The sequence below is a fragment of the Rhizobium sp. SRI_017 genome (assembly GCF_057586295.1).
Map to the genome: position 1 here is coordinate 54,714 of NZ_JBYCZP010000009.1, position 25,131 is coordinate 79,844.

At 62.1% G+C, this 25,131-nt stretch carries 26 protein-coding genes; 16 read left to right on the plus strand and 10 right to left on the minus strand.

Translation table 11 applies throughout. The annotated features are described in order from the left end of the window. Positions 1-18: 18 nt before the first annotated feature. The 5 genes from AC2YI2_RS19900 (at position 19) to AC2YI2_RS19920 (ending at position 7,138) form a co-directional block, all read left to right on the plus strand. Positions 19-1,941, plus strand: coding sequence for a bifunctional 5-dehydro-2-deoxygluconokinase/5-dehydro-2-deoxyphosphogluconate aldolase (locus AC2YI2_RS19900; RefSeq protein ID WP_487388225.1), 1,923 nt, complete (start codon positions 19-21; stop codon positions 1,939-1,941). Positions 1,942-2,203: 262 nt separating this feature from the next. Further along, on the plus strand, positions 2,204-4,054 hold the full coding sequence (gene iolD, locus AC2YI2_RS19905; RefSeq protein WP_487388226.1) for a 3D-(3,5/4)-trihydroxycyclohexane-1,2-dione acylhydrolase (decyclizing): 1,851 nt from the start codon (positions 2,204-2,206) through the stop codon (positions 4,052-4,054). An 85-nt stretch (positions 4,055-4,139) separates the two neighbouring features. Further along, positions 4,140-5,057 (plus strand): myo-inosose-2 dehydratase, encoded by a 918-nt coding sequence (iolE, locus tag AC2YI2_RS19910; protein ID WP_487388227.1) that lies wholly within the window; start codon positions 4,140-4,142, stop codon positions 5,055-5,057. 256 nt (positions 5,058-5,313) lie between these two features. Beyond that, positions 5,314-6,111, plus strand: coding sequence for a 5-deoxy-glucuronate isomerase (gene iolB, locus AC2YI2_RS19915; RefSeq protein ID WP_487388228.1), 798 nt, complete (start codon positions 5,314-5,316; stop codon positions 6,109-6,111). Between the two features lie 217 nt (positions 6,112-6,328). After that, on the plus strand, positions 6,329-7,138 hold the full coding sequence (locus AC2YI2_RS19920; RefSeq protein WP_487388229.1) for an alpha/beta hydrolase: 810 nt from the start codon (positions 6,329-6,331) through the stop codon (positions 7,136-7,138). Here the strand turns inward: AC2YI2_RS19920 and AC2YI2_RS19925 are convergent, their stop codons facing one another. Continuing rightward, complete coding sequence (locus AC2YI2_RS19925) at positions 7,139-8,509, minus strand: MATE family efflux transporter (protein WP_487388230.1); 1,371 nt, start codon at positions 8,507-8,509, stop codon at positions 7,139-7,141. It lies immediately after the preceding gene. A gap of 317 nt (positions 8,510-8,826) precedes the next feature. Between AC2YI2_RS19925 and AC2YI2_RS19930 the strand changes: the two genes are divergently transcribed. The 3 genes from AC2YI2_RS19930 (at position 8,827) to AC2YI2_RS19940 (ending at position 10,948) form a co-directional block, all read left to right on the plus strand. Next, positions 8,827-9,195, plus strand: a complete 369-nt coding sequence (locus tag AC2YI2_RS19930; protein ID WP_487388231.1) for a hypothetical protein — start codon at positions 8,827-8,829, stop codon at positions 9,193-9,195. Between the two features lie 198 nt (positions 9,196-9,393). Then, entirely contained in the window at positions 9,394-9,753 is a 360-nt protein-coding gene (locus AC2YI2_RS19935) for a PilZ domain-containing protein (protein WP_487388232.1), read from the plus strand. 76 nt (positions 9,754-9,829) lie between these two features. Next, positions 9,830-10,948, plus strand: coding sequence for a pyridoxal phosphate-dependent aminotransferase (locus AC2YI2_RS19940; RefSeq protein WP_487388233.1), 1,119 nt, complete (start codon positions 9,830-9,832; stop codon positions 10,946-10,948). Between the two features lie 121 nt (positions 10,949-11,069). On the opposite strand, the gene AC2YI2_RS19945 is transcribed toward AC2YI2_RS19940, so the two are convergent. Then, positions 11,070-11,333, minus strand: a complete 264-nt coding sequence (locus tag AC2YI2_RS19945; protein ID WP_487388234.1) for an SEL1-like repeat protein — start codon at positions 11,331-11,333, stop codon at positions 11,070-11,072. 483 nt (positions 11,334-11,816) lie between these two features. On the opposite strand from AC2YI2_RS19945, the gene AC2YI2_RS19950 reads away from it, so the two are divergent. Beyond that, the gene (locus AC2YI2_RS19950) at positions 11,817-12,152 is read left to right on the plus strand and encodes a DUF2147 domain-containing protein (RefSeq protein ID WP_487388235.1); all 336 of its coding nucleotides are present in this window, start codon (positions 11,817-11,819) and stop codon (positions 12,150-12,152) included. 57 nt (positions 12,153-12,209) lie between these two features. Here AC2YI2_RS19950 and AC2YI2_RS19955 read toward each other — a convergent pair whose 3' ends face one another. After that, a complete protein-coding gene (locus AC2YI2_RS19955) occupies positions 12,210-12,680 on the minus strand; it encodes a group III truncated hemoglobin (protein WP_487388236.1) in 471 nt (156 codons plus the stop codon). Between the two features lie 221 nt (positions 12,681-12,901). Between AC2YI2_RS19955 and AC2YI2_RS19960 the strand changes: the two genes are divergently transcribed. Continuing rightward, complete coding sequence (locus tag AC2YI2_RS19960) at positions 12,902-13,072, plus strand: hypothetical protein (protein WP_487388237.1); 171 nt, start codon at positions 12,902-12,904, stop codon at positions 13,070-13,072. An 89-nt stretch (positions 13,073-13,161) separates the two neighbouring features. Beyond that, complete coding sequence (locus AC2YI2_RS19965; RefSeq protein WP_487388238.1) at positions 13,162-14,664, plus strand: AMP nucleosidase; 1,503 nt, start codon at positions 13,162-13,164, stop codon at positions 14,662-14,664. A gap of 17 nt (positions 14,665-14,681) precedes the next feature. Here the strand turns inward: AC2YI2_RS19965 and AC2YI2_RS19970 are convergent, their stop codons facing one another. Then, complete coding sequence (locus AC2YI2_RS19970; RefSeq protein WP_487388239.1) at positions 14,682-15,596, minus strand: diacylglycerol/lipid kinase family protein; 915 nt, start codon at positions 15,594-15,596, stop codon at positions 14,682-14,684. Positions 15,597-15,817: 221 nt separating this feature from the next. Between AC2YI2_RS19970 and AC2YI2_RS19975 the strand changes: the two genes are divergently transcribed. Beyond that, positions 15,818-17,071, plus strand: coding sequence for an MFS transporter (locus AC2YI2_RS19975; RefSeq protein WP_487388240.1), 1,254 nt, complete (start codon positions 15,818-15,820; stop codon positions 17,069-17,071). Here the strand turns inward: AC2YI2_RS19975 and AC2YI2_RS19980 are convergent. Further along, on the minus strand, positions 17,040-17,423 hold the full coding sequence (locus AC2YI2_RS19980) for a winged helix-turn-helix transcriptional regulator (RefSeq protein WP_487388241.1): 384 nt from the start codon (positions 17,421-17,423) through the stop codon (positions 17,040-17,042). The two genes, AC2YI2_RS19975 and AC2YI2_RS19980, sit on opposite strands and share 32 nt — an antisense overlap. Before the next feature lie 134 nt (positions 17,424-17,557). On the opposite strand from AC2YI2_RS19980, the gene AC2YI2_RS19985 reads away from it, so the two are divergent. Then, a complete protein-coding gene (locus tag AC2YI2_RS19985; protein ID WP_487388242.1) occupies positions 17,558-18,571 on the plus strand; it encodes a zinc-binding alcohol dehydrogenase family protein in 1,014 nt (337 codons plus the stop codon). On the opposite strand, the gene AC2YI2_RS19990 is transcribed toward AC2YI2_RS19985, so the two are convergent. Next, a complete protein-coding gene (locus tag AC2YI2_RS19990; RefSeq protein ID WP_487388243.1) occupies positions 18,572-19,045 on the minus strand; it encodes an Lrp/AsnC family transcriptional regulator in 474 nt (157 codons plus the stop codon). It lies immediately after the preceding gene. Between the two features lie 127 nt (positions 19,046-19,172). On the opposite strand from AC2YI2_RS19990, the gene AC2YI2_RS19995 reads away from it, so the two are divergent. After that, a complete protein-coding gene (locus AC2YI2_RS19995; RefSeq protein ID WP_487388244.1) occupies positions 19,173-20,084 on the plus strand; it encodes a DMT family transporter in 912 nt (303 codons plus the stop codon). 2 nt (positions 20,085-20,086) lie between these two features. Here the strand turns inward: AC2YI2_RS19995 and AC2YI2_RS20000 are convergent, their stop codons facing one another. From AC2YI2_RS20000 to AC2YI2_RS20010, 3 genes are all read right to left on the minus strand, one after another. After that, on the minus strand, positions 20,087-20,704 hold the full coding sequence (locus AC2YI2_RS20000; protein WP_487388245.1) for a L,D-transpeptidase: 618 nt from the start codon (positions 20,702-20,704) through the stop codon (positions 20,087-20,089). Positions 20,705-20,806: 102 nt separating this feature from the next. After that, on the minus strand, positions 20,807-21,040 hold the full coding sequence (locus AC2YI2_RS20005; protein WP_487388246.1) for a hypothetical protein: 234 nt from the start codon (positions 21,038-21,040) through the stop codon (positions 20,807-20,809). A 104-nt stretch (positions 21,041-21,144) separates the two neighbouring features. Then, positions 21,145-22,677 carry a winged helix-turn-helix domain-containing tetratricopeptide repeat protein gene (locus tag AC2YI2_RS20010; protein ID WP_487388247.1) on the minus strand — a complete coding sequence of 511 codons (1,533 nt, stop codon included), beginning with the start codon at positions 22,675-22,677 and terminating at the stop codon, positions 21,145-21,147. A gap of 124 nt (positions 22,678-22,801) precedes the next feature. Here AC2YI2_RS20010 and AC2YI2_RS20015 point away from each other — a divergent pair, with 124 nt between their 5' ends. Both AC2YI2_RS20015 and AC2YI2_RS20020 read left to right on the plus strand, forming a co-directional pair. Further along, on the plus strand, positions 22,802-23,014 hold the full coding sequence (locus AC2YI2_RS20015) for a type II toxin-antitoxin system VapB family antitoxin (protein WP_487388248.1): 213 nt from the start codon (positions 22,802-22,804) through the stop codon (positions 23,012-23,014). Further along, positions 23,001-23,369 (plus strand): type II toxin-antitoxin system VapC family toxin, encoded by a 369-nt coding sequence (locus AC2YI2_RS20020; RefSeq protein ID WP_487388249.1) that lies wholly within the window; start codon positions 23,001-23,003, stop codon positions 23,367-23,369. The genes AC2YI2_RS20015 and AC2YI2_RS20020 overlap by 14 nt, the downstream gene beginning before the upstream one ends. A 37-nt stretch (positions 23,370-23,406) precedes the next feature. On the opposite strand, the gene AC2YI2_RS20025 is transcribed toward AC2YI2_RS20020, so the two are convergent. Then, entirely contained in the window at positions 23,407-25,068 is a 1,662-nt protein-coding gene (locus AC2YI2_RS20025) for an electron transfer flavoprotein-ubiquinone oxidoreductase (RefSeq protein ID WP_487388250.1), read from the minus strand. Positions 25,069-25,131: the final 63 nt, after the last annotated feature.

The following is a 25,131-nucleotide window of genomic DNA, read 5'->3' on the forward strand; positions in this document are numbered from 1 at the left end:
GGGACGACGGAGGAAACCATGAGCAGCGCAGGCGGTTCGGAACGAACTCTTGACGTCATCGCGATCGGCCGCTCCTCGGTCGATCTCTATGGGCAGCAGAGCGGCTCGCGGCTGGAAGACATTGCTTCCTTCGCCAAATCCGTCGGCGGTTGCCCGACCAACATTTCGGTCGGCACCGCGCGGCTCGGCCTGCGCTCGGGCCTCATCACCCGCGTCGGCGACGAGCAGATGGGCCGCTTCATCCGCGAGCAGCTCGACCGCGAGGGCGTCGATACATCGGGTATCGTCACCGACAAGGAGCGACTGACGGCGCTGGTGCTGCTCTCGGTCGAATCCGAAGGCGTCTCGCCGATGATCTTCGTGCGTACCGACTGTGCCGACATGGCGCTCGACGAAGACGACGTCGACGAGGATTTCATCAAGTCTTCGGCGGCCGTCCTCATTTCCGGCACGCATTTCTCCCGACCCAACACCGAAGCGGCACAGCGCAAGGCGATCCGCATCGCTAAGGCCAATGGCGGCAAGGTGATCTTCGACATCGACTACCGCCCGAACCTCTGGGGCCTCGCCGGCCATGCCGAAGGCTTCGAGCGCTATGTGAAGTCCGACCGCGTCTCGACGCTGATGAAATCAGTGCTGCCCGATTGCGACCTGATCGTCGGCACCGAAGAAGAGATCATGATCGCCTCGGGCGCCGACAATGTGCTGGCGTCGCTCAAGGCGATCCGCGCCGTGACCGAAGCGACCATCGTGCTCAAGCGCGGAGCCATGGGTTGCATCGTCTATGACGGCCCGATCAGCGATAATCTCGAAGACGGCATCATTGGGCAGGGCTTTCCGATCGAGGTCTATAATGTGCTCGGCGCCGGCGACGCGTTCATGTCGGGCTTCCTGCGCGGATGGCTGAAGGGTGAGCCGCATGCGACCTCCGCCACCTGGGCCAACGCCTGCGGCGCCTTTGCGGTTTCGCGCCTGCTCTGCGCGCCGGAATATCCGACCTGGGAGGAAATGACCTATTTCCTCAAGCATGGCAGCAAGTTCCGCGCGCTGCGCAAGGACGAGGCGATCAACCATATTCATTGGGCGACCAACCGGCGCGGCGAGATCCCGCTCCTGATGGCGCTCGCTATCGACCACCGCTCGCAGTTGACCGACATCGCCGACGAGCTGCAGGTGCCGCACAGCAAGATCAACGCCTTCAAGCGCCTCGCCGTCGCCGCCGCCGCCCGCGTCAGCCAGGGCCGCGAGGGCTACGGCATGCTGATTGACGAACGCTTCGGTCGCGAGGCTTTCTTCGACGCTGCCAAGAAGGGCTTTTCCTGGATCGGCCGGCCGGTGGAGCTTCCCGGCTCGCGTCCGCTCCGCTTCGAGTTCTCGCAGGATATCGGTTCGCAGCTCGTCGAATGGCCCGTCGATCATTGCATCAAATGTCTCTGCTTCTATCATCCTGACGACCCTGATCATCTGAAGAAAGAACAGCAGCAGAAGATTCGGACGCTGTTCGAAGCCGCCCGCCGCGTCGGCCGCGAACTGCTGGTCGAGATCATCGCCGGCAAGCATGGCCGGCTCGACGACGACACGATCGCCCGGGCGCTGACCGAACTCTACGATCTCGGCATCAAGCCCGACTGGTGGAAGCTCGAGCCGCAGCATTCGGCGCAGGCCTGGAAGAACATCGAGGCCGTGATTGCCAACAATGACGAATATTGCCGCGGCATCGTGCTGCTCGGGCTGGAAGCGCCGGCGGATGAGTTGGAGAAGGCCTTTGCGGCAACGACTGTTGCGCCTTCGGTGAAGGGCTTTGCGGTTGGCAGGACGATCTTTGCGCATGCCGCGCGGCAGTGGCTTTCGGGGCAGATGAATGACGAGGCCGCCATTGCCGATATGGCGGGGCGGTTCGAGGAATTGACCAAGGCTTGGTTGAGGACTCGGGGGCTGTAGCAGAACCCCTCACCAAGCGCGCCCAAGTCTTCGCCCTTGGCTCAGACGGGCTTGCTATCCTCTCCCACAAGGGGAGAGGTAGGGTGCCACGAGCGCTGCCTTCCCTTGTCGTGAGACGGCGCCGCAAGTTTTACCTCTCCCCTTGTGGGAGAGGATACGAAGGCCGCGAGAGCGTAGCGATCGCCTGGCCGGAGTTGGTGAGGGGTAAGACCCTCGTGCACGAAGAATTTGAACCGCGACCCACACAAGCGGGAGGAACGAGATGGCGAAGACGATCCGGCTGACGATGGCACAGGCTGTCGTGCATTTTCTCAAGAAGCAGATGGCCATCGTGGATGGCAAGAAGGTGCCGATCTTCGGCGGAGTCTGGGCGATCTTCGGCCATGGCAATGTCGCAGGTATCGGCGAGGCGCTCTACCAGGTGCGCGACGAACTTCCGACCTATCGCGCCCACAACGAGCAGGGCATGGCGCATGCCGCGATCGCCTATGCCAAGGCCTCGTTTCGCCAGCGCTTCATGGCGGTGACGACCTCGATCGGTCCCGGCGCGCTCAATATGGTCACCGCCGCCGGCGTCGCCCATGTCAATCGCCTCCCCGTACTGTTCCTGCCCGGCGATGTCTTCGCCAACCGCGCGCCGGACCCGGTGCTGCAGCAGATCGAAAGCTTCCAGGACGGCACCCTGTCGGCCAATGATGCCTTTCGTCCGGTCACCCGCTATTTCGACCGCATCACCCGGCCCGAACAGATCATCTCGGCGCTCCGCCGCGCGATGCAGGTGATGACCGATCCGGTCGATTGCGGTCCGGTCTGCCTGTCGCTGTGCCAGGATGTCCAGGCCGAGGCCTTCGACTATCCGGAAAGCTTCTTCGAGGAAAAGGTCTGGTCCTTCCGCCGGCCGCAGCCGGACGAGAACGAGCTGGAAGCGGCGGTCGAGGTGCTCAGGGCCTCGACCAAGCCGGTCATCATCGCCGGCGGCGGCGTGCTCTATTCGCTTGCTACTAAGAAGCTGACCGCCTTTGCCGAAAAGCACGGCATCCCCGTCGTCGTCACCCAGGCTGGGAAATCGGCGATCGACGAGCGCCATCCGATGGCCATGGGTTCAGTCGGCGTCACTGGCACGTCAGCCGCCAACGCGCTGACCGAGAAAGCCGACGTCATCCTCGCCGTCGGCACGCGTCTGCAGGACTTCACCACCGGTTCGTGGGCGATCTTCAAGGATCCCAAGGTCAAGTTCATCGGCGTCAACACCGCGAGCTTCGATGCTGCCAAGCACAATGCGCTCACCGTCGTCGCCGATGCCAAGGTGACGCTGAAGGCGATGTCCAAGGCGCTCGGCGACTGGACGGCGCCCAAGGCGCTCCAGGAGAAGGCCGAAAAGGTCAAAGCCGAATGGATGAAGTCCGCCGACAAGGCGATGGCCGCGACCAATGTCGACCTGCCCTCCGACGCCCAGGTGATCGGCGCCACCGCGCGACATCATTCCGGCGAAAACACAGTGCTGCTCTGCGCCTCGGGCGGCCTGCCGGGCGAGTTGCACAAGCTGTGGCCGGCGACCTCGCCCGGCAGCTACCACATGGAATATGGCTTCTCCTGCATGGGCTACGAGATCGCCGGCGGCCTCGGCGTCAAGATGGCGCGGCCGGATGCCGATGTCGTTGTCATGGTCGGTGACGGCTCCTATATGATGATGAATTCCGAGCTCTCGACCTCGGTGATGCTCGGCAAGAAGATCACCGTCGTGCTGCTCGACAACCGCGGCTTCGGCTGCATCAACCGTCTGCAGATGGCGACCGGTGGTGCCAACTTCAACAACCTCCTGAAGGACGCCAATCTCGAGCAGATGCCCGATATCGACTTCCGCAAGCACGCCGAATCCATGGGTGCGGTCGCGATCAAGGCCGCCTCGATCGCCGAGCTCGAACAGGCGCTCAAGGACACGCGCGGCAATGGCCGGACGACCGTCATCGTCATCGACACCGATCCGCTGATCACGACGGACGAAGGCGGCCATTGGTGGGATGTCGCCGTGCCGGAAGTCAGCCCGCGCGAAAGCGTCAACAAGGCGCGCGAAGCCTATGTCAAGGCGCTCGCCTCCCAGAGCATCGGATAAGCGCGCCCGTTGGACGGCGTAACATAAGACTGTCGTCGGAAGCGCATATCCCGGCCTTCCCTCGACGCCGCAAGGAGACAAGAGAATGAAAGCCAAACTCGGCATGTCGCCCATCGCCTGGTGGAACGACGACCTTCCAGAACTCAGCGACGACGTATCGCTCGAGGAATGCCTGCGCCAGTCGCGCACGGCGGGCTTCACCGGTATGGAACAGGGCCGCCGTTTCCCGACCAATCCCGAGGAGATGCTGCCGATCCTGCGCGCCGCCGATGTGACGCTCTGCGGCGGCTGGTTCTCCGGCACGCTGGTCAATGAGGAGCTCGCGGCCAACAAGGACCGCATCCTGCCGATGATCGAGCTGTTCAAGGCCGTCAACGCGCCCTGCATCGTCTATGGCGAAGTCGGCCGCTCGATTCAGGGTGACCGGTCCAAGCCGCTCGCCACCAAGCCCAGGCTCGGCGATGACGAGATGAAGACCTATGCCAGGAAGGTCACTGAGTTCGGCGAATGGTGCGCCGAGCAGGGCATGCCGCTCTCCTATCACCACCACATGGCCGCCGTGGTCGAGACCGAACCGGAGCTCGATGCCTTCATGAAGAATTCGGGCGAAGGCATTCCGCTGCTGCTCGATGCCGGGCATCTGGCCTTTGCCGGCGGCGACGTGCTGCGCGCCATCGACCATCACCATGCCCGCATCAATCATGTCCATGTGAAGGATATCCGCCAGGCCGTGGTCGATGGGCTCGACCGGAGCAAGCAGTCCTTCCTCGATGCCGTGGCGCTCGGCGCCTTTACCGTGCCGGGCGACGGCTCGCTGGATTTCGGCGCCATCGTCCAGCGTTTTGCCGATTATGGCTATGAGGGCTGGTTTGTCGTCGAGGCCGAGCAGGACCCGCGCAAGGCGCCGCCGGCGAAGATGGCGGAGATTGGGCATAAAGAGCTGATGCGAGTGATGACGGCGGCCGGGTATACGGTGGAGACGGAAGGGTTTCCCAAGGGCTAAAGTCTGCCTGGGCGGGGGTGGATCCACCCCTCACCAAGCGCGTCCAGCGATCGGCTGCGCCTCTCGCGGACTTGCTATCCTCTCCCACAAGGGGAGAGGTAGGGTGCCACAAGCGCCGCTCTCACTTGAGGCGAGGCGATGCCACGAACTTACCTCTCCCCTTGTGGGAGAGGATACGAAGACCGGGTGAGCGGAGCGAACCCATGGTCGAAGTTGGTGAGGGGTTGTCGCTCCTCGAACACCGGGAGAACAACTCATGCCGAACCTGCTCGTGAAACCCAAGGGCGACCGCGGCCGCGTCACCCATGTCACCCCCGAAAGCGCCGGATGGACCTATGTCGGCTTCGACCTGCACAAGGTGAAGGCCGGCGACCGGATCAGCGCCATGACCAATGACCGCGAGGTCTGCCTCGTCTGGATCAGCGGCAAGAGCGAGGTGATCGTCGACGAACAGCCGATGGGCGACATGGGCGAACGCATGAGCCCGTTCGAGGGCGCGCCGCATGCACTTTATGTCCCGCCAGGGTCCGAATGGCAGGTCAGGGCGTTGACGGATCTCGAACTCGCCGTCTGCTCGGCACCGGGTGGCGGCGATTTCAAGAGCAAGCCGATCCCGCCGGGCACCCATCCGCAGTTCGAGCGCGGCAAGGGCTCGAATGTCCGCCTCGTGACCAACATCATGCCCGAGGACGACAATTCGGCGCATTCGCTCTTGGTCGTCGAGGTGATCACGCCGAGCGGCAACACGTCGTCCTATCCGTCGCATAAGCACGACCAGGACAACCTGCCGAACGAAAGCTTCCTCGAGGAAACCTATTACCACCGCCTCAATCCGCCGCAGGGCTTCGCCTTCCAGCGCGTCTATACCGACGACCGGTCACTGGATGAGGCGATGGCGGTGGAGAATGGCGACGTGACGCTGGTGCCGAAGGGATATCATCCCTGCTCAACCATTCACGGCTACGACCTCTATTATCTCAACGTCATGGCCGGCCCGAAGCGGGTGTGGAAATTCCATAACCAGCCGGAGCATGAGTGGCTGCTGAAGGCGTGAATCGTGCCAATTGACATCCTCTGCGCTTGTGCAAAGTTGGCGATAAGCGTGGAGGCATTATGTTATTCGGGGTGGAAGAAGCGCGGGAACGCTTTGAAGAATTGATGGCGCGAGCAGCTGCTGGCGAAGGGAACCGGACCGCAAGACTGATCCCGATTGCAGTTGCCCAAGAACTCTCGGCTGTGGCTGACAGAAATTCGAATATTGAGGACAGCAGATGATTCCGCGGTCGATGGCCGCGGCGGGCGGGCTGACGGTCGACACAATCCCCGTCCGCCTCTATCGCGACGAAGCAAACCCCACATCCTGCCATACCGTCTTCGCCCACGGTGGCGGCTTCACCTGGGGTACGCTGGATGACTATGACCAGCTTTGCCGCAATATCGTTGCCGGTGCCGGCGGCACGCTGATCGCCGTCGACTACCGGCTGGCACCGCTGCATCCCTTTCCTGCTGCGCTCGACGATGTTCATACGGTTGCACTCTGGGCGTTCAAGGAGCGCGATAGCCTGGCCGCGCCGCATGCGCCCCTCATCATCGCGGGCGACAGTGCCGGCGGCTGTCTCGCAGCGGCCGTCGCCCAGCGGCTCGGCGCGGAAGGCGGGCCGCGGCCGGACGGGCAATTGCTGATCTATCCGATGATCGAGCATTACAGCGCGACACCGGCTGCGTTTCATGAATTGTCACGGCGGTTCCAGCCACGCTTCGAGGATATCAAGGGCGCTTGGGATGCCTATGTCGACCCGGCGACCGGACCCGCCCTGTCCTATGCGGTGCCGCCCCGTGCCGCCACTCTGGTGGGATTGCCGCCGGCGCTCGTCCTCATCGCTGCCAACGATCCGTTGCGGTTCGAGGGCGAGGCCTATGCGGACCGGCTGGCCGCGGAAGGCGTGCCGGTCCGGAAGCGCTGCCATGATGGTGTTGGGCATAGCTTTCTCGGCGAGCCGCTCGGCAGCCCCGAAGTCGACGCGGCGATCAGTGAGATCGCCGCATGGATCGATGAGTTGAGAGATAGCTCCGCGGGCTGATCAGAGTGGCTGCAGCAAGCCGAAGCGCCAGCCCCGTTTCGCCGCATTGACGGCCAGCACGACTGCGATCAACCCGATCATCGCAATATCGGCGGCAGGCGCCGCCATCCAGATGCCGGGCTCGCCGAAGACATGCGGCAGCACGAAGAGCAGCGGGATCGAGAACAGATAGGTCCGTCCAAGGCCCAGGATGCCTGCCCTGCCCGCCTCGCCGATCGACTGGAAATAGCCCGACAGGATGACCGGCAGGCCGCAGAGTACATAGACGAAGGTCGTCCACGGCAGGATGCGCGCGACCTGGGCCGCGACGGCCGGATCCTCGGCGAAGAAGGCGCCGAGCGCGGGCGCGAAGAGCAACGCGACGAGCTGGATCAAGCCGCAATAGAGGGCGACCGCGACAAGTGCGAGCTTCAGGCTGTCATTGGTGCGGCCCATCAGCCGGGCGCCATAGTTGTTGCCCGATATCGTCTGGAAGGCGATGTTGACGCCCATCATCGGCAGATAGGCGAAGGTGAGCAGGCGTGTCACCACGCCATAGGCAGCGATGACGGCCACATAGTGCTCGCCCTCCCAGATGCGGATGTTGGAAATCACGGCAGCCGAGTTGAGCGAAATGCCGAGGAAGCCGAAGCTCGCTGGCATGCCGAGCGCCAACATCTGCCGCCATTCGGTGACCGGGCCGGGACGCGCGAGCTTAAGCACGCCCGGCGTCCGCCAGCGGAAGATCAGCACCACGAGCAGGCTGATACTCTGCGCCAGGATAGAGCCGAAGGCCGACCCTGCAACGCCCCAACCGAAACCGCCCATGAAGAGCCAGTTGAAGCAGATGTTGAGCACCGTGCCGGTGAGCGTCAGTGCCGTCATAAAGCCGAGACGACCCTCGCAGCGCAAGCCGTCGATGTTGAGCGAGAGGAAATATCCGATCGGCGAGAAGACCACCATGATGGTCATGAAGAGTTCGGCGTTCGCGGCAACGGCAGGTGCCCCGCCAGCGCCCGCCGAGATCGCCACCCGGCCGAGGGTGAAGAAGATGAGATAGACAGCGGCGACCACGCCGAGCGCGAGAAGATGCGCCCCGGAAAAGGTTTGGCGCGCCTCGTCGCGTCGCCCGGCCCCGAGATGCCGGGCCAGGATACTCGACATGCCGCCGGAAACCAGCGTGCCCAGCGCTAGCATCATCATCATCATGGGAAAGATGAGCGAGACGGCCGAAAGGGCATCGGCCCCGGCATAGATTCCGAGGAAATAGGCATCGGCCACGACATAGAGGCCGTTGATCGTCATGATCAGGATGATCGGGGCAGCCGTCTTCGCAAAGAGCGTAGGAAGACTGCCATGCAGGAACATGTTGTTGGCATTCGCGGCGGTCATCGAATCCTCGTCAAATTCGTTCGCGAAGCAAGTACGTTTCAAAACGCACTTTGTCGGGAGCTCGCATTGCCGTCAGTTCGCTCGAGCGATGTGACAGGTGTTCGATAGAGAGGGTTTCACCATGAGCTTGCGCTCGCGAGCGGCAGGTACCTCAACCTGTGAGGGCAACTAGCTTTCTTCCCCCTGGTTGTCAATCCTGCCGCCTTGACGCCATCCAGCGTCGAGTTCAGCTCAAGTGCTTGGCATCGCGCAATATTTAGACTTGCTAAACACTCGGATGGTATGCTGTTGAACAGTCAACTATTGCGGAGGGCGCGATGGCCCTGCACGTTTTCCAGGATTTTCACGAGCGGCTGCAGCTCCAGAACCCCAAGCGCAGCTTCCGCCTCCACCGTATCGACCGGCCGGGCCTCATCATTCCCGTCGGCCACCACCTCTCGATCGCCACGCAGTATCATTGCCTGATCGAGCGCATCTCCTGCGCCGCGGCCATGCTCAATATCAATCCGCGGGTCGAGCTGCCGCGCAATTTCTTTCTTGTCATTCTTGGATCGAGTGAAGAAATCGGCGCGACCGAGGTCCAGCGCGAAGGCGATCATCTGCTCGCCAAGTTCAATATGTTCCTCGATGCCGGCTTCCTGCAAAGCGTGGTCGGCACGGCCTCGCTCGAAATCGAGCCACTCTGAGCGCCTAAGACGCCAATCTCGCAGAATTTCGTCCTTGGCGAGCGCGGCATGACGACCTCCACCAGTGCGTGCCGAAATCAGACAACTAACTGAACTATTGGCAGCAATTGCTTGAAATCCTTAAAAATTTAGAATTTCCGTTGAGCGCAGCGCAATTGTCTTGTGTCAAGGTGGACTTACCTCAGCTAGGAGCCAACCATGGCCGAACAAGCACTTGCCAGTCTTCACACCGACAATGGCATGCACGGACGTAAGGCCGAGCGGTTCGTCGTCAGTCGCCCAGCCCGCGTCTTGTCCGTCAATCCCGCCCTCGCCGGCATCTCGATCCGCAGCTGTCACCTGCTCGATATATCGAGAGTCGGCGCGACGATCAGCCTTGTGACCACCATCGGCCTTCCAGACCATTACTATCTCAACGTCATGGGCACCGCCAACCGCATCGGTTGTGCCGAGATCTATCGCAACGGCAGCCGCATCGGTGTCAAGTTCATCAAGGAACTCAACGACGAATTGCTGCACTCAATCGTACGCGGCGACTTCTTCACCGACGCTGTCTAAGCTACGGCATGGCGGGCTTGCGGCCCGCCGCGAATTCCCTATTGTCCCTCGCCGGGAGTGAATCAGGGTTTTCGCCATGACGAGTTTTTCGCGCTTCACGCGCATTGCCGCCGCGCTGCCGGCGACCGTTCCATTCGTTGGTCCGGAGGCGATCGAACGCAACCGTCATCTTGAGGTCAAGGCGCGCATCGGTGCCAATGAAAGCGGATTTGGCCCTGCTCCTTCGGTCATCGAGGCGATGCGCCAGGCGGCCGCCGAGACCTGGAAATATACTGATCCAGAGAGCTACGACCTCCGCCGTGCCATCGCAGCCCACCACGGCCTCGATGCCAAATACATCAATATCGGCGAAGGCATCGACGGCATTCTCGGGCAGATCGTGCGGCTCATCATCGAACCCGGCATGCCCGTTGTCACCTCGCTAGGCGGCTATCCCACCTTCAACTACCATGTCGTGGGCTATGGCGGTCGGCTGGTGACGGTGCCCTTCAAGGGCGATCACGAGGACCTGGACGGCCTGCTCGAAACGGCACAGCGCGAAGACGCGCCGCTGCTCTATTTCGCCAATCCCGACAATCCGATGGGAAGCTGGTACAGCGCCGAGCGCGTGCTGCAGTTCGCGCGCGCGGTGCCCGAGACGACCATGCTGATCCTGGACGAAGCCTATGGCGAAACGGCACCTCCGGGCACGATCCCGCCAGCGGACGCGCTCGTGGATCTGCCAAACGTGATCCGCACGCGCACCTTTTCGAAGGCATACGGTCTCGCGGGATCGCGGATCGGCTATGTGATTACGGGAGAAGATACGGCAACGGCCTTCGACAAGATCCGCAACCATTTCGGCCTCAACCGGATCGGCGTCGCCGCGGCGATCGCGGCGCTTAAGGACCAGGCCTATCTCGATGACGTTTTGGGCAAGATTGTAGCAGCGCGGGATCGGATCAGCAAAATCGCGCGAGCAAACGGGCTCAATCCCCTGCCCTCGGCGACGAATTTCGTGACGATCGATTGCGGGCGCGACGGCGTCTATGCGCGGGCGATCGTCGATAGCTTGATGGAGGAAGGCGTCTTCATCCGCATGCCGGGCGTGGCGCCGCTCAATCGCTGCATCAGAGTCAGCGTGGGGCCGGAGAAGGAGCTGGATCTTTTCGAGGAAGCGCTGCCGAAGGTGCTGAAGCGCGTGGGCAACCAATAGTCAGTAGGGATTAGTCAGTAGTCAGTAGTCAGTAGTCAGTAGAAATGTTTGGCCTATTTCTGAAAGAGGTAAAACCAATTTCTGACTACTGGCTTCTGACTAATCCCTACTGACTTTTTCATCAATGCATCGTCATCCATTCGCGGGCGGCGCGGAGGGCGGTGGCCAGTTCGGCCTTGCTCATCGTGCGGGCCAGCTCGGCGCGGAGAGCTGCGGCGCGGTCCGAGCCCTTGATGGCGGCGATGTTGAGCCACTTGTGGGCGGCGATCAGGTCGATGTCGCAGCCGCGGCCGGTCGCATACATCAGACCCATATTGCAGAATGTGTCAGCGCGGGTCTCGCCACCCATGACGGCTTCCATCGAATTCATGTCAAAGCGTGCCATTTCAATCGTCCCGTTGTTTGAGCGTTATCGCTTCTCAATTTCACCCTGTTTTGCCTTGGAAGGCTCCGTGGAAGGCCGGTCCGTCTTGCGCGGTGTTTTCGGCCTTCCCCGGTGAATGGCGGTGTTTCGTCCCCGCTCGTCTTATGGCCCCACTATGCCGACGGGCTTTCAAAAAACGCCTAAAATGCATGATTAATTTGAGACAAACAAAGTACAAACGCTTGGTAAACTTGGATTTTTGTTAAGTATCAAAGTCCCGGGACTTCCCGGATTCATGCATCGAATTTTACGAAAACTTCATGCTGGCGCGTCAACACATCATTCACCACGAAAACGCTTCTCCCCACTGCGTTCGGAATTTTTCACAGGGATGACCGACCGATTTGAGCCATTTACGTTGACGTGAGCGGAAGCTATTATCGATGCAAAGGCCGATGCTCGGGAGATATTCGCACCGGCATGGATCAACGGGGAGGACCACGCATGCGCAGATTTCTTGCTGCTGCCTTTTTTGCAGCCTCAGCGACGCTCGCCTTTGCCGCAGAACCGATCGAAGGCAACTGGAAGACCGCGAGTGGGGAGACGGCCGCCATCGCTGCCTGTGGCGGCAGCTTCTGCGTGACGCTCAAGACCGGCAAATATTCCGGCAAGCGCATCGGCAAGTTCCAGGGCACGGGCAACGACTATTCCGGAGAGATCACTGATCCGAGCGAGGACAAGACCTATTCTGGCTTTGGCACCGTGTCGGGTAGCAAGCTCAAGATGAAGGGCTGCGTGATGAGCGTATTCTGCAAATCGCAGACCTGGACGCGGCTCTGACGCCCATTCACGCAATGCCGGGCGGAAGACCGCTTCACACTCTTCCAGGATTGCCGATCAGGCCGGTAAGGCAACATCCAAGTCATCGCGAAGCAGCCGCTCGTCCTTGCCCAGCATGATCCTGAGATCACCGGCAATTGCGAGTTCCAGGCTTTCGGCGATGCGCATGGCACGCTCCAGGAAAACACGCGCGGCAGCCGGCGGGCAGAGCTCGATCGTGGTTTCGCCGAACAGCGTGAGCCAGCGATCGAAATGCCTGGAATCGACGGGAAGCCCGATATGCTTCTGCATCGGTGTGCCCGCGTAAGCGCCCGTGCCGAGGGTAACGGAGGACCAGAAGGCACCGAGGGTCTGGAAGTGGTGTTCCCAATCCTCGACGCGTGCCTCAAAGATCGGGCCGAGCACCGGGTCGAGCCTGACCTTGCCATAGAAAGCACGGACAAGGCGATCGATCATCGCCTCATCGATCCCGGTTTCCAGTTTGCGCTGCGCCACGATCCGCGCGCGCCGTGCGGCCAAGTCTTCCATGATTCCTCTGAAAGTCAGTAAGGTTCGCGACACTATAGATCGGCGCACGGTGCCCGCCATGCCGCATTCCGTCGCGGTCGTCATTCGATGCTCTCCGACACAAATAGGTCTCCGCATCCAATTCGGCAACCATTCTGAACACGAAATGAATGGCGGAATCAGCGTCGGTTCAGCCCGGCCGGTCTAGAAAGCGTCCAACAACGGGACACTTCGGGACTGACATGACCATCCTCGCACGCCGCTTCGCCATTATCTGCCTCGCCATGGCCGTCTTCGCGACCGGGCTCACCATGGTCGTGCAGCACAGCGACCGTCGCGGTACGGCCAATGCCACCGGATTCACGGTCTCCTGCCCGCAGGCTGCGGGCGTTCATTGCCGCGCCGCGCTTTGAGGGCGCGCGCCAGCGCTTTCTGCAGGAAATCTGCGGAGAAGGCGCTTACATCCCGATTGATTGTCATCGAGCGCCTATTATAATGGCACATGGCAAAGCGAATCCTCTCCACCTCCCTCCTCGAAACCGTCACGCCCGAACAGTTCCAGCCGACCGCATTCGATGATCCGATCGCGGCTGTGGAAGCACTGACGACGCTCTATGACCGCAATACGCGCTTCCTCCGGGACAATTTCGAAGCCGTCATCAAGGGCCATGCGCCGCATCGCCGCTACCGCGCCTTCTATCCGGAAATCCGGATGGAGACGCTGCGCTATGACCGCATAGACTCACGCATGCCCTACGGCTTCCTGAGCGAACCCGGCCTCTATTCCACCACCATCACCCAACCGAAGCTTTTCAAACACTATCTGAAAACCCAGATCGGGCAGTTGATTCGCAATCACGGCCTACCTGTGACCATCACCGAATCGGCGACACCGATCCCGCTGCATTTTGCCTTCAATGAGGGCGCCCATGTCGAGGCGAGTGCCGCCAATACGCTCGATGTACCCCTGCGCGATCTGTTCGACACGCCGGACATTACGACGACGGACGACGAGATCGCCAATGGCGAATATGAGCCGCCGCCGGGCGGTCCGCGGCCGCTGGCGCCCTTCACGGCGCAGCGCATCGACTATTCGCTCGCACGACTCAGCCACTATACGGCAACGGCCGCCAAGCATTTCCAGAACTTCGTGCTGTTCACGAACTATCAGTTCTATGTCGATGAGTTCTGCATCTGGGCGCGAGAGATGATGGCGGCCGGTGGCAACGGCTATACCGAGTTCGTCGAGCCCGGCAATCTCATAACCCCGGCTGGCGCATCGGAGCCCAGCCCGGGCATCGTCGGCGGACGGCTGCCGCAAATGCCGGCCTATCACCTTAAGAAGAAGGGCCACGCGGGCATCACGCTGGTCAATATCGGCGTCGGCCCCTCGAACGCCAAGACCATCACCGACCATGTCGCGGTGTTGCGCCCCCATGCCTGGCTGATGCTGGGCCACTGCGCCGGGCTGCGCAACAGCCAGACGCTCGGAGACTATGTGCTGGCCCATGCCTACATGCGCGAAGACCATGTTCTCGATGACGACCTGCCGGTCTGGGTGCCGATCCCGGCGCTGGCCGAAGTGCAGCAGGCGCTGCAGGACGCGGTGGCCGATGTCACCGGCTATGACGGCTACGAGCTCAAGCGCATCATGCGGACTGGCACCGTGGCGACCATCGACAACCGCAACTGGGAACTGCGCGATCAAAGCGGCCCCGTGAAGCGGCTCTCACAAGCCCGTGCCATCGCGCTCGATATGGAGTCGGCGACGATCGCTGCGAACGGCTTCCGTTTCCGCGTGCCCTACGGCACCCTGCTCTGCGTCTCCGACAAGCCGCTGCACGGTGAACTGAAGTTGCCCGGCATGGCCACCGCATTTTACAAGACTCAGGTGCTGCAGCATCTCAGGATCGGCATCCTGGCACTGGAAAAACTCTCGGCGATGCCGCCTGCGCAGTTGCATTCGCGGAAACTTCGGAGCTTCTTCGAGACGGCTTTCCAGTAAGGGACCCGTCCTTCGTATCAGACCAGGCTGCTGGCCCGGTTCGGCACAATAACCTTCAGCTCGCCCGGATGCAGGCGGATCGCGACATCGCGGCCGAGCGGCATCAATTCGCCATCGAGGACGCAATTGGCCCTGCGGTAGAGTTTGGGGAAATGCAGATCGACCGACCTGGCCCGCATTTCGGTGACTGCCGTGTTGTGCCGCATCCGGCCCCGCAGGACGTCGAAGGCAAGCAGCGCGGCACCCGCGGGCCGCAGCGCGTCGGTGAGATAGAAGCCGAGATGCCCCGTATTCAGCTCCTCGGAAAACATCAGGCTGTTGTTGCCGAAGGGATTGTTGGAGACATTGATTGCCGAGACGATCCGGTGCTCGCTATGGCCGTCGGCATCGAACACGACTTCGAACTGCGGCGGATCGAGCACCACGCCGACGGAAGCCCTGACATTGGCGGCGAGCTTGCCCATGCGCGAGGAAAAGGCCATGGCATCGCGCAGCCGAACCATCCGGGCATGCATGCCGGCTGAGAACTGATGGACGAAGGGTCGGCCATCGGCCGTGCCGATATCGGCATCCATCACCTCGCCTGCAGCGAGCGCATCGAGCGCCGCCCAGATATCGAGTGGCACTCGCAGCGATCGGGCAAAAAGGTTCATCGTACCGGCAGGCACGACACCGAGCGGGAGCTGTTTCTTCCAGGCAATGCCTGCCGCCGCCGAAATCGTGCCGTCGCCGCCGCCGGCGATCAGGCCATCGACGCCGGGTTCATCGGCCGCTTTCTCCAAAGCCGGCACGATATCCTTGCCGCTAACCAGCTCGCATTCGATCTCATGCCCCGCGTCCTGGAATACCTGCTCTGCTTTTTTCGCATAGGCGTCCATATCGGTGGTGCGGAACGTGCCGCCATCCCGATTGAATAAGGCCTTGAAACGCATAAATTCGCCCTGAAATCCGGTTTCTAACGCATGGACTCGTATAGAAATGCGAACGCACGCCCGCGAGTTCCAGTAGCCACTGGCAGATTGTGCGTCGCAACATAGCGCTTTACGCTCGGGCAAGCTTGTTGTTATATCGAGTGACCAAATAAGGATTAAATCCGGATCCGACTCCTTCAAAGCATCCTTTCATATGTGGCCCTCCGGCCCTGCGAGTTTTCATGGCCGATTTCACCGCCGACGATCCTGTCCTGCCATCAGAATCCACCGAGCGCTATTCGCGGCTGCAGGTGGCGCTGGTGCTGTTTGCACTTGCGACCGGGGGCTTTGCGATCGGCACGGGCGAATTTGCGATCATGGGCCTGCTGCCCGATGTGGCGAACACCTTCGTGGTTTCGACGCCCGTCGCCGGCTATGTAATTTCGGCCTATGCGCTGGGCGTGGTCGTCGGCGCGCCACTGATCGCGATCATGGCCGCCAGGATGGCCCGCCGTCAGTTGCTGCTGCTTCTCATGGGCTTCTTCGCCGTCACCAATATCCTGAGCGCCATCGCGCCGGACTTCACCTCCTTCACCGTGCTGCGCTTCCTCTCGGGCCTGCCGCACGGCGCCTATTTCGGCGTCGGTGCCTTGGTGGCCGCCTCGATGGTCCCCCTGCACTATCGCGTCCGCGCCGTCGGTAAGGTTATGCTCGGCCTCACGGTCGCGACGCTGGCGGGAACGCCGATCATGGCCTTCTTCGGCCAGATGCTCAGCTGGGAAGTGATGTTCTGGGGTGTCGGGTTGATCGGGGCACTGACGGTGACGCTGATCTGGATCTATCTGCCACAAGACAAGGTCGTGCATGGCGCTTCCATCGCCCGCGAACTCGGCGCCTTCAGCCGTCCGCAGGTCTGGCTGACGCTGGCACTCTGCGCCACCGGCTTCGGCGGCATGTTCGCGATCTTCAGCTACATCGCCTCGACGGTGACGGAGGTCACGATGCTCTCGGCGGGCATGGTCTCCGTTGTTCTGGTGATCTTCGGCGTCGGCATGAATGTCGGCAACCTGGTCGGCTCGAAGCTCGCCGATTCCTTCCTCATGGGCACGATCTGCAGCATGCTGATCCTGAACATGGTGGTGATGACGATCTTTGCGCTCGGCGCCGGCAATGTGTGGATCCTGTTCGCAACGGTCTTCCTGGTCGGCTGCGGCTTTGCCGCGGGTCCGGCGATGCAGACGCGCCTGATGGACGTCGCCGCCGACGGCCAGACTCTGGCCGCCGCCTCCATGCATTCGGCCTTCAACGTTGCGAACGCCATTGGCGCCTGGCTCGGCGGCCTCGTCATTACCTGGGGCTATGGTTATGCCGCCACGGGCTATGTCGGCGCGGTGCTTGCCTTCCTCGGCCTTCTGGTCTTTGGCCTCTCGGTCTGGCTCGAGAAGAAGAACCCGTCGGTTCGCCTTATGCAGCCACTTCCGTCACCGGCTGAATGATGAACTTCTGGCCGTCGCGGCACAGCACATGCTGCTTGCCCCAGGCCTCGAGCGCCACAACGACCGGTTTCAGGCTGTGCCCCAGAGGCGTCAGCGCGTAGTCGACATGCGGCGGCACGACCGGGTGCACGGTGCGTGACACCAGCCCTGCCTCCTCCAACTCCCGCAACTGCTTGGTCAGCATCCGCTGCGTGATCGACCTCAGCTTGCGCTTCAATTCGCTGAAACGGTGCGTGCCTTCAAAGAGGTGGTAGAGGATCACGCCCTTCCATTTGCCATCCAGGAACGTCAGCGTGGACTCCACAGGGCATCCGGGAAAATTGTTGGTGAGCTTGGCGCGGGGACGGGACATGGCGTCGCCTTTCGGGCTTGGAAACCGGCGCGCGACAGTATCCTTTTTGTACCTATATACAGAAAATGTGCATTCTTGCGCTCGCCAGACATAATGCGCATGTAGCTTCTCGACAATGTCAGAAGGAGATCGCCATGCGCGCCGTAGCCTATGAAAAGCCCCAGGACATCAGTTCCGAAACCGCCCTCATCGACGTCGACCGTCCCGTGCCGGACGCGAAGGGGCACGATCTGCTCGTCGAGGTCAAGGCCGTGTCTGTCAATCCCGTCGATACCAAGGTGCGCAAGAGCCGCGAGCCTGCGCCGGGCGGGCTAGTCCAGCTCGGCTATGATGCCGCCGGCGTCGTCAAGTCGGTCGGCGATGCCGTCACACTCTTCAAGCCGGGCGACGAGGTCTTCTATGCCGGCGTGATCAATCGCGATGGCACCAATGCCGAGTTCCACCTCGTCGACGAGCGCATCGTCGGGCGGAAGCCGACATCGCTGTCGTTCCGCGAGGCAGCCGCCCTGCCCCTCACCGCCATCACCGCCTATGAGATGATCTTCGACCGGCTGAAGGTGGAGGACGAGGTTCCCGGCGACCACAATGCCATCCTGATCATCGGCGGCGCGGGCGGCGTCGGCTCGATCGCGATTCAGCTTGCACGCCAGCTGACGAGCCTGACCGTCATCGCAACGGCCTCGCGGCCGGAATCGGCGGAATGGATCAAGTCGCTCGGCGCCCACCACGTGATCGACCATTCGAAGCCGCTCGCTCCGCAGATGAAGGCGTTGGGCATCGTCCCGGGCTACATCTTCCCGACAACGCATTCCGACCAGCATCAGCAGGCGATGGCCGAGATCGTCGCGCCGCAGGGCCGCATCGGCCTGATCGACGACCCGGCCACCGGTTTCGACATCAAGCCCTTCAAGGGCAAGGCCGTGTCGATCCACTGGGAGATGATGTTCGCCCGCGGCGTCTTCACCACCGCCGATATCATCGAGCAGCACAACTTGCTCAACCAGGTCGCCGATCTCGTTGACGCCGGCAAGATCAGGACGACAGCAGCCGAGAGCTTCGGCAAGATCAATGCCGAGAACCTCCGCCGCGCCCACAAGCAGGTCGAGAGCAATACGACGATCGGCAAGATCGTGCTGGAAGGGTTCTGATCAACCGGCTCGCGGCAGCTTCAGCGGTCCGGCGGCCTTGACCGTCCGGATCGCGAAGTTCGAGCGGATATCCGTGACGAAGGGCAGCGTCAGCAGCTTGTCGGTCAGCACCCGCTCATAGGCCGGCAGATCCTCGACCACGACCTCGGCAAGGAAATCGGCACTGCCCGAGATCATGAAGCAGGAGATCACCTCGGGTACCTCGGCCAGAGCCTCCTGGAAGCGGTTGGCGCTTTCCTGGTTATGGTGGCCAACCTTCATTTCGACGAAGACGGTCAGCCCGAGCCCGACTTTCGTCCGGTCGATATCGGCGCGATAGCCGCGGATCACGCGCTCTTCCTCGAGATTGCGGATTCTCCGCAGGCAAGGTGACGGCGACAGATGGACCGCCTCGGCAATATCGACATTGGCGGCGCGGCCGTTCTCCTGCAGCTCGGAGAGGATGGCGATATCGAATGCGTCAAGCTTTGGCATATTCCATCTCCGAAGGATCAATCGGCAGCATAATATTGCGCAATCGTCGCGTTTCAAGACCGTATTCGCAAGGACACGTCCCGAACTTTCCGCCTATCGTCGTGCCACATCACGCCTGGAGACGACGATGAGCGATGCAACGGTGACGACGACGTCAGGGTCTTCCCGGCCTATGCTGGGTGCACTCTCCGCGCTGAGCGTCGTGCTGATCTGGGCGTCCTGGCTCGTCTCGACCCGGCACAGCGTCGGCACCGCGCTGACGGCGCTCGACCTCAGCCTGATCCGTTATGGCCTGCCGGCCCTGGTGCTCGCGCCTGTCTGGCTGCGCACGGGGCTATGGCCAAAGAATACGCCGAAATTGCCCCTCGTGCTGATGGTGCTGGGCTCTGGCGCCTTCTTCTTTCAGGTGGTCGCGTTCGGCATGCGCCATACGCCGGCCTCCGCCGCGGGCGTATTGCTTCCGGGTTCAATGCCGTTCTTCACCGCGCTGATCGGCATGCTGGTGCTCGGCGAACGCCCCGATACGGCGCGCAAGTTCGGCATGGCGGCTATCCTGGGCGGCGGCCTGATCCTGCTTGCCGGCAGCCTTGCCGGTCATGAGCTTTCCTGGATCAGCTATGTCGTCCTGCCGTTCGGCGCGACCTGCTGGGCGGTCTACACCCACGCCTTCAAGCATTCCGGCCTCACTGCCTTCGAAGGCGGCGCGCTGATCGCCGTCTGGTCGACGATCATCAACCTGGCGCTGCTGCCCTTCTTCGGGACCGGCCTGTTCGACGCGCCGGCGGGCGAAATCGGCTTGCAGATCCTGACGCAGGGCGTGCTCTCGGGCCTGGTTTCGACGATCCTCTATGGCTGGGCGGTCCGCATTCTCGGCGGAACGCAGGCGGCGGCCTATACGGCGATCACGCCGGTTGCAGCCGCGTTGGCCGGCGGCTGGATTCTTGGCGAGCCGGTCGGGATCGCCATCATCGCCGCCGCCTTCGTCACCGGTGCCGGCGTGCTGCTCTCGACGGGCATTCTATCGCACCGGAGGGCCTGAAATCAGGCCTGGATGACGAAGACCTTGGTGCCGACGCTGGCGCGGCTGTAGAGGTCGATCACATCGTGGTTGAGCATGCGGATGCAACCCGACGACATGGCGTAGCCGATCGAATTCGGCTGGTTGGTGCCATGGATGCGGAAATTGGTGTCGCCGCCACCGCGATAGAGATACATGGCGCGGGCGCCGAGCGGGTTGTCGAGGCCGCCCTTCACGCCGCCGGCATACTTGCGGTTCTTCTCGGGGTCGCGGCGGATCATGTTGGCCGTCGGAGTCCAGCTCGGCCATTCGGCCTTGCGGCCGACATAGGCATTGCCGCGCAATTCGCGACCTTCACGGCCGACGCTGATCGCATAGCGGATCGCCTTGCCATCACCGAGGACGTAATAGAGCCGGCGTGCCGGCGTATCGACAACGATGGTGCCGGGCTTTTGTGTCGTCTCGTAGGTAACTTCGGTGCGGCGGAGCTCGACCCTGACCTTGTCAAGCTTCATCGCCGGCATCGGATGGGTCTCATCCGGGCGGGCCGCATAATTGGCTCTGTCATTCCTGCCCGTGGTGCTGCAACCGGCAAGCAAAGCCAAAGAACCGAGCAAAAGCCCGCGACGCGTCATCGACATGGATGGTCCCCTACATTCCCCTGAATGCTAACAAGAGGTAAGCAATCATGGTTAATGCCGGGTTAAGCCGAGCAGCTTTCGCGGAGCTTTACTGTTCGTAACCTAGGAGCGGCGGGCGCCGATCGGGTAACCGGCTTCCCAGAGACCGACGAACTGGGCCAAGAGCGAGTGCCACTTCGACTTGCGTGCGCCTGGCTCTCTCGATACTTCCTCGGCTGCCTCCGGCGCACGGGTTTCCGCAGCCACCTCTGCCGGCTCGGCATAGATCCGCTTCATCTCCTGGCGTGCGAATTGCCTGCCCTGGTCGAGCGACATGATGTTGAGGGGCGTGAGCATGGAAACCTCCTTGGTGTTCGACTGACCCCTTGTCGAACGGGAGGCGGTGAAATGTACCGAAGGCGGAGATTAATTCGTCCTAAGTCTTGCAAAATTGCCCGGTGTCATTCCATTCCCGCAAGGCGCATGCCCTCGAGCACGGCGCCGATGCGCTCGGGATACCGGTCCGGCTGGCCGGCCTGGATACGCGCGAGCGACACGCCCGGCGCGATTGCCCGCAGGCGCTCGAGATAGAGCTTTGCCTCCTCCATGCGGCCGAGATAGGCATTGGCCGATATCAGCATCCAATAGGTTGGGTCGTAATACATATTGACGCTGAGCGACCGCCCCGCCCAGTAGAGCGCCCCTTCGTAGTCGCCGCGAACGATCGCGATATGGGCAAGCCCCGACATGGCGAAGCGCCTGTCCGGGTCCTGTGGCGCCAGCCGCAACGCCCGTTCGAGGTGTCGGGCAGCCTCGTCGAGATTGCCGCAATGCATGGTCGAGACGCCGAGAACGCACATCACATACAAGTCGTTCGGATTGGCGGCAGCAGCGGCCTCGATGACCTGCATGCCGCCAACATAGTCCCTGCCGGTCTGCACCAGCGCCATTCCGCACGGCGCCATGATGCGGGGATCGCCAGCGCAATGCTCGATTGCGCGGCGGGCATAATCCAGGCAGCGCCCTCGATCGTCCGGACTGATCGACGGCCAGCCCATGGCGATCCGATGCTCGAGCGCCCAGACGAGATGCGAGAGCACGGAGGGATTGGTCGGTTCGATTTCCAAAGCTTGCAGCAGAAGCGCATGCGCCTTCGCATTCGCCTCCTCACTTTCCTCGCCGATCAGCCAAAGAGCGCGCAGATAGACGTCATAAGCGGCAAAGCTTTTCGGCCGGTCGCGGAGAGAACGCGTGGTCTCAGCCTGCTCGAGCGCGGGTCTCAGCCGCGATGCGACGGCCTCAGTAATCTGGTCCTGAAAGGCGAAGACATCTTCCAGCGTCCCGTCGAAGCGCTCGGCCCAGAGCGTCAGGCCGTCATCGCCCGGCACCAGCCGCACCGAAATGCGCAACCGCTCGCCGGCGCGGCGGATATCGCCTTCCACCAGATAGTCGGCGCCGAGATCGGCTGCTGCCTGGCGTATGTCGGTATCGTGGCTGCGGCGGGCAAAGACGGTGTTGCGGGAGATGACGCGGAAGCTGCGGAACCGCGACAGCGCGGTGATGATGTCGGACACCACGCCATCGGCGAAATAATCGGCATCGGCATCGTGGGAGAGATTGCGGAACGGCAACACGGCGAGCACCGGCAGCTCGGCGCCGCGCTCCTGGGATTGGCTTGTGGCACTGGTGACGCCGAGCAGCCGGTAGCCCTCGCGCGGCACGGTGACGATCCAGTCCCGTCCCTCGCAATCCAGTCCCAGAAGCTTGCGCAAGCCGGCGATCTGGACGGTGAGATTGCCCTCCTCGACCGCGACTCCGGGCCAGGCGGCATTCATCAAGCGATCCTTGGAGACCGTCGTCCCGCCGGCTTCTGCGAGACATTGCAACAGCAGCGCCCCCCGATTGCCGATCTGCATGACTTCGGCGCCGCGCGCCAGCGTCATGCGGCCCGGGTCGAACCGGAAGGGACCGAAGTGGATGGATGCCTCTGCCATAGGGTGTCCTCAAATGGCGATGGCAAAGAGATAGCAGAGAGGGAGGATGGCGGGCAACGGGGAGTCAGGGCGCGTTGAATTGCGCATCAGATGATGCTATTTTTGATGCGTAAGGAGAAATGAGATGAGAACGACAGTTACCATCGATGACCAGCTGTTTGCCGATGCGCAGGAAATGACCGGGATCACCGACAAGTCGGCGCTTCTTCGGCACGCACTGAAAAAGCTGGTCGAGCGTGAGGCTGCACGTCGCCTCATTCTACTTGGCGGTTCCGCGCCGGAATTCGTCGCACCACCAAGGCGCCGCTTCCCCGAGACCGATAATGATCCTGGCTGACACCTCGGTCTGGGCCGATCATCTGCGCCGTGCCGACGCGACGATGATGGCATGCCTGGATGTCGGGGAGATCGTCATGCACCCATTTGTGCTGGGCGAGCTTGCACTTGGATCGATGCCGAAATACGACGCGGTCGTCACGGCGCTGCTAGCCATTCCCTCGATTCAGACCGCACGACCCGAGGACGTATTGGTGCTCGTGCGGCAAAACCAGCTCATGGGCAAGGGTATCGGCTATATCGACGCGCACATCCTTGCCTCCGCCCTTATCGAACCAGATACAAAGCTCTGGACACGCGACAAAAGGCTGAAACGCGCTGCTGAAATGCTGGGCGTGGCGTCCGCGCTGCCCTAAAATAAGACGGCGCTCCGGATCCAGCCGCCCCCACCCCTCACATATTCGGATAGACCGGCCCCTCGCCGCCCTGCGGCGGCACCCAGTTGATGTTCTGGTTGGGGTCCTTGATGTCGCAGGTCTTGCAGTGGACGCAGTTCTGCGCGTTGATCACGAAAACCTGGTTGCCGTCCTTCTCCACCCATTCATAGACCCCGGCCGGACAGTAGCGGTTCGACGGGCCGCCAAAGACCTCGAGCTCCGACTTGACCTGAAGGGTCGCATCCCTGACCTGGAGATGGATCGGCTGGTCTTCCTCATGGTTGGTGTTGGAGAGATAGACAGAGGACAGCCGGTCGAAGGTCAGCACGCCGTCGGGCTTGGGATAGTCGATCTTCTTGTGCTTGGAGGCCGGCTCCAGGCTCTGCGCGTCGGTCTTGCCGTGCTTGAGCGTGCCGAAGATGGAGAGCCCGAAAAGCTGGTTCGTCCACATGTCGAGACCGCCGAGGCCGATGCCGATGAATGTGCCGAGCTTGGACCACAGCGGCTTTACGTTGCGCACGCGCTTCAAGTCCTTGCCGATAGGCGTCGAACGCCATTCGTTCTCGATCTCGATCGGTTCGTCATTGGCGCGACCGGCTTCGATGGCAGCCGCCAGCTTCTCGGCCGCGAGCATGCCCGAGAGAACCGCATTGTGCGAACCCTTGATGCGGGGCACGTTGACGAATCCCGCCGAACAGCCGATCAGCGCGCCGCCCGGGAAGGAAAGCTTCGGCACCGACTGGTAGCCGCCCTCGGTAATGGCGCGCGCGCCGTAAGCAAGGCGCTTTCCGCCTTCGAACACACCACGAATCGCAGGATGGGTCTTGAAGCGCTGGAATTCCTCGAAGGGATAGAGCCAGGGGTTCTTGTAGTTGAGATGCAGCACGAAGCCGACAGCGACCTGGTTGTCCTCGAGGTGATAGAGGAAGGAACCGCCACCGGTCTTGCCGTCGAGCGGCCAGCCGAAGGAGTGCTGCACGAGGCCTGGCTTGTGGTGCTCCGGCTTGACCTGCCAGAGTTCCTTGATGCCGATGCCGAACTTCTGGGGCTCCCTGTTCTCGTCGAGCTTGAACTTCGCGATCAGCTGCTTGGCGAGCGATCCACGGACGCCTTCGCCGATCAGGGTATATTTGCCGAGCAGTTCCATGCCGCGGGCATAGTTGCCGCCGGGCTCGCCGTCACGGCCGATGCCCATGTCGCCGGTGGCGACGCCGCGCACGGCGCCGTTCTCGTCATAGAGCACTTCGGTCGCGGCAAAGCCCGGATAGATCTCGACGCCGAGTTCTTCCGCCTTCGTTGCCAGCCAGCGACAGACATTGCCGAGCGAGACGATGTAATTGCCATGATTGTTCATCAGCGGCGGCATCATGATATTGGGCAGGCGGATCGAGCCGGCAGGACCGAGCAGCAGGAAATGGTCGGCCGTCACCTCGGTCTTGAACGGATGGCTCTCGTCCTCGCGCCAGCCCGGCAGCAGTTTGTCGATGCCGATGGGGTCGACGACCGCGCCCGACAGGATATGCGCGCCGACCTCGGCACCCTTTTCCAGCACCACCACGGTGAGATCCGGATTGATCTGCTTGAGCCGGATCGCCGCCGAAAGACCCGCAGGCCCCGCGCCCACGATCACGACGTCGAATTCCATGCTTTCGCGTTCCGGAAGTTCCATTTCGCTCATTCTTCTTCTCCCGACCGGCAGAAACCCCTGATTTTGAGGCTCGACTATTGGCAAATCCATCTC